The following is an 8826-nucleotide window of genomic DNA, read 5'->3' as shown; positions in this document are numbered from 1 at the left end:
AACGCCGTAGTGGGAATCTCTCTGTAGTAGGAGAACAGTACCGCGAAGGAAATCTTGCATACCCTTTATCGGGCTGCTAGGAAGCCCACATCATAGCTGTACTCAGCTTGATGTGGGAGTATGTCACTAGGTGCTATACCTCATGCAGCAGCAAATTTACAAATATCCTCGCACTCACCATATATTCATTAAAAAATGGTGACACTACCCCTTTAGACTGGATCTAAACTCACTATCTCAGGGAAACGCAATAATGCGAATTCTATTTGTCTCCGCAGAAGCAGCACCCCTCGCCAAAGTTGGCGGTATGGGCGATGTCGTCGGAGCACTCCCGAAATTCCTGCGCCGAATGGGTCACGATGTTCGCATTTTTATGCCCTACTACGGCTTCCTGCCCGACAAGATTGACATCTCCAAAACCCCTGTCTGGTCAGGTGCAGCCATGTTCCAAAACTTCAGCGTCTACGAAACCGTGCTGCCCGGAACCGATGTCCCCTTATATTTATTCGGACATCCTGCCTTCATGCCCCGCCGCATCTACTCTGGTGATGACGAAGACTGGCGGTTTACCTTCTTTGCCAACGGGGCCGCAGAATTTGCCTGGAACTACTGGAAACCCCAAATTATCCACTGTCACGACTGGCACGCAGGCATGATCCCCGTCTGGATGCACCAAGACCCAGACATCAGCACCGTTTTCACCATTCACAACCTCGCATATCAAGGGCCTTGGCGCTGGCGTTTAGAAAAGATGACATGGTGTCCCTGGTATATGCAAGGTCACGATACAATGGCCGCCGCCGTCCAATTTGCTGACAGAGTGACAACTGTTTCTCCTACCTACGCCGAACAGATTAAAACCCCTGCCTACGGTGAAACTTTAGAAGGATTAATGTCATTTATCAGCGGCAAATTGTCCGGCATTCTCAACGGTATTGATACTGAATCTTACAACCCGGCTACTGACAGGTATCTCCTCGAAAACTTCAGCGCCGATACTATCGAAAAACGCCCTCCCAACAAAATCGCCCTCCAAGAGGAAGTCGGCTTAGAAGTGAACAAGAATGCTTTTTTAATAGGCATGGTAACGCGCTTAGTCGAACAAAAAGGTATCGATCTAGTGATTCAAATTCTAGATAGGTTCATGGCCTATACTGATGCTCAATTTATTGTATTGGGAACAGGCGATCGCTACTACGAAACCCAACTCTGGCAAATGGCCTCCCGTTACCCCGGTCGCATGGCCACCCAACTGTTATACAATGAGGCTCTTTCGCGGCGCGTTTACGCAGGTAGCGATGCTTTCCTAATGCCATCCCGCTTTGAGCCCTGCGGCATCAGTCAAATGCTTTCTATGCGCTACGGCTGCGTTCCCATTGTCCGCCGCACAGGTGGTTTAGTTGATACCGTCTCTCACCACGACCCAATTAATAATGTTGGTACAGGTTACTGTTTCGATCGCTACGAACCCCTAGATTTGTTTACCTGTATGATCCGCGCCTGGGAAGGTTTCCGCTATAAAGATAAATGGAAAGAACTACAACAGCGCGGCATGAGAGAAGATTTTGGCTGGGATCTTTCTGCCAAAGATTATGTCAAACTCTACAGCAATCTCCTGGGATTACCGGAGGATGAACAAATGATGGAACAACAACCAGAATTAGTTAAGTAATAGTTAGTTGTTAGTTGTTAATAGTTAGTTGTTAGTTGTTGTTCGTTGTTGTTGGTTGTTGGTTTAGTTATCTTTTCTAACTAACAACTAACTATTAACTATTAACTATCAACAAATAAATTGAGCGGTAAATGTCCGTAAGTACCGTTAATACCTCCTGCTTCAGAAGATTGGCAAGACACCAGTACGCCGCGATAGGTTCCATTGTAGCCATCAACATAATACGAGCCTTTCAAAGTATTGAATTTCATGTAAACAGGCCCGGCAACTGACACTACGGCATTAGAGTCAAGATTTGCCTCATAGCCTAAAGCTTTTAAATAGGTTCCTAGAGCTAAAAATCCTTCCGTTGTTGAATCAGCACAAACTCCTAGCATCTGGTAATCTGACAAACTGGCTAGTAGCAAAATAGCCTGACGGAGCGCATCTTTTTCTAAATCCGAATTAACAGATTTCATATTCAAGCAGGTGAAATCTTGAATGATTTTTTGGGCTTCTTCAACAGTTAAGATAGTGGAGTTTTGAGTAGACATAGATTGCTTTTTTATTTCAAAAAAACGTTTGACAAGTAGAAGGAAGAAGGAAGAAGGAAGAAGGAAGAAGAAGGATTTATAGCTAAATCCAATTAAAAATTAAAAAGAAAATTAATTAAGTTTTTAATTTTACATTTTTAATTCTTGAGAGAGGCGAGCACCCACCTGTGAATGTTATAGCGTTTTTTAACTAATTATTGCTAAATTCTCCACAAATTCCAGAGGGATCGACTTGAAATTCAAACAGGGGGCTTTCTTCCCCTTTACAAGAACCTCCCTGATAAAATTTACAAACTGCACAGCAATTTTCTCCATTACTAACAGCATCTTCTATAGCCTTCTGCGATGATAAATTTTTCTGCGTAATTGGGCTCAATTTCAAATGATAGCCCTCCCAAGAAGCTTTCATTATCCCACTACTTGCCAACTGTTGCCAGCGGGGATCATTTTCCACTACTTCCAAGGGAATTTGTAACCAAGCTCCTTCTACTTCAGCTTCCACGCTTACCTCAAATTCTTGAGGTAGTTCAATCTTAGCTATTTGCGATTTAGAAATATGTTCAGGTGCTTGTCCATATTCCACTCGCTCCCCAACATTGGGAATATGAATATAATGCTTAGATTTTAAATCTCCAGAATCTGCTAGGGAGTGCAAAGCATTACCGCAACCGTGAATTAAAATCAGGTGTTTTGGACTCACTTTGTTAATCACTTGTGTCAGTCCAATCTTATCAGCATGAGCAGACAAATTGAATCTTTTAATTTGTGCCTTGACAGTAATTTTTTTTCCATCTAATTCAATTTCATCCCCCACCGCTAAATTCTGCAAAAGTCGCCCTGGTGATTCTTCATCCGTGTATCCAGAGATAAAAATAGCTGCATTTTCTCTCTCTAACAAAGTTTTCGCATAGTATACTGATGCACCACCGCTTAACATCCCAGAACTAGCAACAATTACGCTGGGTTTCGCCATTGCTAAGGGACGTTCTTTCGTATTGCTAATGGGGATAATCGGTGGCATTCCATTCAAGTCAAAAAATGGTTCTCGATTGCATTGTTTGAGAAAATTTTTGACTGAATCAGGTAAAAGATCCAGGTTTTCTCTGAAAGTTTCAGTGACGCTACGCACTAACCCATCAACGTAGACAGGAACCTTTAAAGTGTGAAAGGTAGTGCTAGTGCGGATAGCTAATAAAATTTCTTGTGCTCTTCCCAAGGCAAAGGCAGGAATTAAGACATTTCCACCTGCTTTAATTACTTCTGCGATCGCATCAATTAAGGCTGTTTCTTGAGCTTTTCTTCCAGGGTGAGTATCCGCCCCGTAGGTAGATTCTGTAATCAAAATATCTGCTTGCGGCAAATCAGCTAACCGCAATCCAGTGGTAGTACGGCTGGAAGTGGTATTATAATCACCAGTATAAATTAGCGATCGCTCTCCGCAAGTCATGTAAATACACGCAGCACCTAAAATATGACCCGCATTAATAAATCTTACTTTTAATCCCGGTAAAGGTTCAAAATCAACTCCCACAGGTTGCGTTTCTAATCTAAATAAAGTACGTTCCAAATCTACATCGTCAAAAAGTGGTGTAGAATCTTCATTAAGAGATTGTACTTTTAAACAATCGCGTAACATGATGTGAGCAATTTCTCTAGTTCCCTGAGTGCAAATTATCCGCACACCTGGATAGCGGTTATGAAATACAGGTACAGCACCTAAATGGTCTAAATGGGCGTGAGAAACTATCAATAAATCAGGATTATTTAGATATTCTAATGCAGGCAAAGGATCGTAGCCTTTAGGACGTGAGCCACAATCTAAAACCACCTCATAAGGCCCTATTTCTATGCGAAAACATGAAGCACCAATCCCTCTAGCTGCTCCCAATGGCGTAACTACTAAGTGAGTATTCTCAGCTAGATTAGCATCGATATTAGTAATTAATGGGTACTGATAAACGCGGGGGGGTTTCTTGCCGAGAATATTAACTCTTGCCCGCTGTTGAGTAATTGGATGGATGGCATTCCATTCCCATGCTTTATTTGCACGTTGTTTCGGTGTTCCTATATTCCAATCTTCAATTTTAGTTTCTGCAATTAAGGCCGCGATCGCAACTTCAGCGGCGGGAGGAACATTGTTTTTAGAAGTAACTGGTAACTGAATATCCGCAGGATTTGAAATTAGTAAATCTGTAGATTTTGGTTCTAAAGAGATGGCAGAGATTTCAGTCTCTTCTGCAATATTTGCGATCTCTAAACCGCGATCTAACTCACTAAAATACTGATTTTCAGGTTCTAAAACAGGTGAATTTTCATCTAAGGTATTCTGCGCTTCTTCAATCATCATACCTGATTGAACGTGCAAAAATCCTCCTTGACGGACAGCAACTATCTCCCATAAATGACCAACTTTCATGCGACGATCGGGAGATAATAAGGTAATTTTTAATGTTTTTCCACCTTGGCGATTCACCTTAATCTGAGCAAAATTGTATTTTTTGCCTAGCTGTACAATTCGCCCAGATAACAAACATTTATCTTCTTGATTTTCTTTAAGGTTAATCTTCGAGAAATTTAACAAAGTTAGATTGGAAATCTGACCAGTGGAATCGGTACTGGGTATCGCTTGCCACAACACAACTTCAGAGGGATATAATGCTGGTAGCGAACTAACAGGAAATTTAATACCTTCCCGGCATACCAGATAATTCACTCCTTCACTCGACTCGATATGTCCAACGAGAGTAAAGTGAAAGTTTGAAGAAGTAGAGGAAGTAGAGAGAGTATCTGTTTGTGAAGTCATTATTTATGCGATAGAGCAAAATAGAGTTGGTGCTTTGCAGGATGCGGTACTTTAATACTATCATATTTGCAAACATTAATAAAAACAGTATTGAAATCCAGAGAATAATCAAACTGTTTCATACTGTTTCATTTAGCATCTTCAGTTTCGTAGGGACTAATTGAAGCACGGGGTTTAACTTCGTCAGGTTGGGTATATAGCCATGCCCAGTAAATAAAGACAGCTTGAAAAGGCAGTCTTAGCCAGTATAATAGTTGATTATGGGGAATTCCATCTATGGCAATGTTGTTAACTGCCATGTTGATATTGGCTGGAAATACAGCAATAAATAGAGCAATTAATCCCCATGCCGCAGCACGACTTACTGGAGGAACTAACAGTCCAATTCCTCCTAAAATCTCGAAGAAACCACTGATATAAACTAATTCTTTGGGATAGGGAAGTTGCGGCGGCATAATTCGGACAAATTGCTCCCATGATACAAAATGCAGCACTCCTATAACCGTCAAGGATACTGCTAGAATTACTCGCCATAGTTCTTTTTGGTGTTTCATTGAATTTGATACAGATTTTTACGTAATCAATTTTAACACCGATTCACACTAATCTGAACCAGCCTTAAGGCATAAAAAGTTAATAGTCAAGATTTAAAGGTTAACTGTTAACAGTTAACCCTTAACCAAACTCACGGGAATTTCAATCTTAAACTCTGCACCCTTTCCAGGGAAAGAATGGCAATTTATCTGTCCTTTGTGCTTTTCTACGATAATTTGATAACTGGTCAGCAACCCTAATCCGCTACCTTTTCCTACTGATTTAGTAGTAAAGAATGGGTCGAACAACTGAGATTTTACTTCGTCAGTAATGCCAATGCCGTTATCTTTAATTTTAATCGAAATAGTGACGGAATTAGTTGACTCTGTGGTAATCCAAATTGTGGGAACTGAAGATTGATATATATCTTCCTCATCTACTAACTCTAGAGCATCAATAGAATTATTTAACAAATTGAAAAATACCTGATTGAGCTGACTAGCATAACAAGTAACTAATGGTAAATTTCCATACTCTTTAATAACTTTAATCTTTGATGATTTGCTCTCTGGATTCAGCCGATGTTCCAACAATAATAGAGTGCTGTCAATTCCTTCGTGAATATCTACAGCTTTAATATCAGACTCGTCCAAACGTGAGAAGATGCGTAAGGCAAGAATTGTTGTGCGGATGCGCTCCGTTCCCTTCTGCATAGAATCTAAGAGTTGTTCCAAGTCTGGAACAAGAAAGTCTAAATCTATCTCATCCATCGCTTCTTGAATATTTGCTGTAGGAATGGGATAAGCTTCTTTATAAAGAGTAATCAATTTTAACAAATATAGAATATATTGACGAGCATGATTAATATTACCAGAAATAAAGTTAATTGGATTGTTGATTTCGTGAGCCATTCCTGCCGCCAATATACCCAAACCGATCATTTTTTCTTTCTGAACTAATTGTATTTGAGTGTTTTTTAGTTCTTCCAAGGCCGCTTTAAGTTGTACATTCTGCACTTGCAGTTGAGTTTGAAGAGTTTTGACTTTCAGTTGGTTTTGAATTCTCGCTAAAATTTCTTCAAGGTGAAAAGGCTTGGTAATATAGTCCACACCACCTATCTGAAAAGCTTTAACTTTATCAACCACACCATCCAAAGCACTTAAAAAAATTACAGGAACAGAGGAAGTTTTCGTATCATTTTTGAGCTGTTCGCACACTTCATAACCATTCATACCAGGCATATTAATATCTAGTAATATTAAATCCGGTAAAACAGCTTTAACTGCGGTCAATGCCATTTTTCCATTGAGTGCTTTGCGAACATTATATCCTTGTTCTACTAGCAGAGAGGATAAAAAACGAATATTATCTGGTGTATCATCAACAATTAAAATGTCAGCATTTTTAGTAGTCATATCTTACCACCGAGGAGCCGATAGAATTAAATTTCTTGCTGCTGTTGCCTCCAAAGGTTTAGAAAACAGATACCCCTGACCAAAATGGCAATTTAAACTTCTGAGTTGGGCTAACTGTTCTCTCGTTTCAATTCCTTCTGCAATTGCATTCATTCCCAAAGCCTGACTAATACTCATAATTGCTGATATCAGCCCCATATTTTCCGGTTTTCCGTCCAAACGCTGCACAAAAGAGCGGTCAATTTTTAAATTGTCAACAGGAAAGGAATGTAGGTAACTCAGGGAAGAATAACCCGTGCCGAAGTCATCGATACTCAATTGAATGTGCCGTTCTCTGAGCTTTTGGAGAATCACCGCAGCAGATTTAGCATTTTCCATAATAGCACTTTCTGTAATCTCTAATTTTAGATACTGGGGATTGAGTTGGGTTTGGGTCAAAATTTGGTCAATTTGCTCAATTAAATCCGGTTGTGCAAATTGCCGCACCGAAAGATTAACACTCATCGTTAGAGGATAGTTAGTGACTTGTTCCTGATGCCATAGGCGCAACTGACGGCAAGCTTCCTGCAAAACCCACTTGCCAATAGAATTAATTAAACCAGTTTCTTCTGCTGCGGGAATAAATAGTGCGGGAGAAACTAGACCCTGTTGGGGGTGCCGCCAGCGTACCAGCGCCTCAAAGCCAAAAATCCTGCCGCTACTGAGAGCAATAATTGGCTGATAGTAGACGATAAATTCCTGTTGGTTGACAGCTCTGCGGAGGTCATTTTCTAGCTGCAAAACTTTAAGAGCAGCATCGTGCATTGCTGGGTCAAAAATTTGATACTGACCTTTCCCTAAATTCTTTGCTCGATACATGGCGGTGTCTGCATCCCGCAACAAATGCTCTGGTTGCTCATAATTAAAATTGCCGACAGCAATCCCAATACTGGCATTAATAAACACTTCATATCTTTTAAGTTGAAACGGCAAAGCAAGTCCCTGAAGTATAAGTTCTGCTGACTTGGTGGCAGTAGCAATATTTTCAATATCTACTATCAAAACTGCAAATTCATCACCACCCAACCGAGCTAGGGTATTTTTAGGATTCAGCGATTTTTCTAAACGGCGAGCGAGGGCTATTAGCAGTTCATCGCCAACGGGATGACCAAGAGAATCATTAATAACCTTAAATCGATCGCAGTCCAGAAATAACACGGCAAACTGATAGCCTTTAACTTCCTTGGAACAGTTAAGAGCTTGTACTAAACGTTCCATAAATAACACTCTATTAGGCAAACCAGTGAGCGCATCATGGAGCGCCATTCTTAGTAATTGCTTCTCTAGTAGTTTACGTTCGCCTATCTCCCGCTTCAGTTCAGAATTAGCTGCTTGTAGTTGGTAAGTACGCTCTTTTACTCGCTCTTCCAGTTGAGAATTAAGTTGTTTTTTTTCTAATTCTGCGGCTCTAAGTGCCAGTTGATTTTGGACACGAGCTAACACTTCTCCAAGTTGAAATGGCTTTACAACATAATCTGCACCTCCTACGGCGAAGGCTTTGACTTTATCAAAAGCATCACTGAGAGCACTCAAAAAAATCACAGGAATTTCGGCTGTTTTCGGATCGGCTTTCAAATGCGTACAAACTTCATAGCCGTCCATTTCTGGCATCATAATATCAAGCAAAACTAGATCGGGGACAACAGCTTGCGCGGCTGTTAGTGCCATTTGACCGTTTAATGCCTTGCGAACGTGATAGCCCTTTTTAGTTAACATTTTAGAGAGAAGGCGCAAATTGTCTGGGTTGTCGTCAACAATTAAGATATCTTCTTGGACGATGCTAACCTGATTCCCATCCATTTTAGCTTTTCCCTACTTGCTTAGAGTTCA

The 8826-nt window shown here is 40.7% G+C and carries 6 protein-coding genes; 1 reads left to right on the top strand and 5 read right to left on the bottom strand.

The annotated features are described in order from the left end of the window. The first annotated feature begins 253 nt into the window (after nt 1–253). Nucleotides 254–1672 carry a glycogen synthase GlgA gene (glgA, locus tag PY364_RS14645; RefSeq protein ID WP_275523555.1) on the top strand — a complete coding sequence of 473 codons (1419 nt, stop codon included), beginning with the start codon at nt 254–256 and terminating at the stop codon, nt 1670–1672. A gap of 101 nt (nt 1673–1773) precedes the next feature. Here the strand turns inward: glgA and PY364_RS14640 are convergent, their stop codons facing one another. The 5 genes from PY364_RS14640 to PY364_RS14620 form a co-directional block, all read right to left on the bottom strand. Further along, a complete protein-coding gene (locus tag PY364_RS14640) occupies nt 1774–2205 on the bottom strand; it encodes a DUF1824 family protein (protein ID WP_275523554.1) in 432 nt (143 codons plus the stop codon). A gap of 190 nt (nt 2206–2395) precedes the next feature. Continuing rightward, complete coding sequence (locus PY364_RS14635) at nt 2396–5008, bottom strand: MBL fold metallo-hydrolase (RefSeq protein WP_275523553.1); 2613 nt, start codon at nt 5006–5008, stop codon at nt 2396–2398. 128 nt (nt 5009–5136) lie between these two features. Continuing rightward, nucleotides 5137–5562 carry a DoxX family protein gene (locus tag PY364_RS14630; RefSeq protein WP_275523552.1) on the bottom strand — a complete coding sequence of 142 codons (426 nt, stop codon included), beginning with the start codon at nt 5560–5562 and terminating at the stop codon, nt 5137–5139. A 114-nt stretch (nt 5563–5676) separates the two neighbouring features. After that, nucleotides 5677–6957: a response regulator gene (locus PY364_RS14625; protein ID WP_275523551.1), complete on the bottom strand. Its 1281-nt coding sequence runs from the start codon at nt 6955–6957 to the stop codon at nt 5677–5679. A 3-nt stretch (nt 6958–6960) separates the two neighbouring features. Then, nucleotides 6961–8796 carry an EAL domain-containing protein gene (locus PY364_RS14620; RefSeq protein ID WP_275523550.1) on the bottom strand — a complete coding sequence of 612 codons (1836 nt, stop codon included), beginning with the start codon at nt 8794–8796 and terminating at the stop codon, nt 6961–6963. Between the last annotated feature and the right edge of the window lie 30 nt (nt 8797–8826).

It is taken from the genome of Kamptonema sp. UHCC 0994 (assembly GCF_029167235.1).
Classification (GTDB): domain Bacteria; phylum Cyanobacteriota; class Cyanobacteriia; order Cyanobacteriales; family Microcoleaceae; genus Kamptonema.
The sequence above is the reverse complement of the archived record's forward strand: the minus strand, read 5'-3'. Positions and strand labels throughout refer to the sequence as shown.

Bases quoted from the DNA above. Each gene is read 5' to 3' on its own strand.
- glgA (WP_275523555.1), top strand. From the start codon at position 254: ATGCGAATTCTATTTGTCTCCGCAGAAGCAGCACCCCTCGCCAAAGTT.
- PY364_RS14640 (WP_275523554.1), bottom strand. From the start codon at position 2,205: ATGTCTACTCAAAACTCCACTATCTTAACTGTTGAAGAAGCCCAAAAA.
- PY364_RS14635 (WP_275523553.1), bottom strand. From the start codon at position 5,008: ATGACTTCACAAACAGATACTCTCTCTACTTCCTCTACTTCTTCAAAC.
- PY364_RS14630 (WP_275523552.1), bottom strand. From the start codon at position 5,562: ATGAAACACCAAAAAGAACTATGGCGAGTAATTCTAGCAGTATCCTTG.
- PY364_RS14625 (WP_275523551.1), bottom strand. From the start codon at position 6,957: ATGACTACTAAAAATGCTGACATTTTAATTGTTGATGATACACCAGAT.
- PY364_RS14620 (WP_275523550.1), bottom strand. From the start codon at position 8,796: ATGGATGGGAATCAGGTTAGCATCGTCCAAGAAGATATCTTAATTGTT.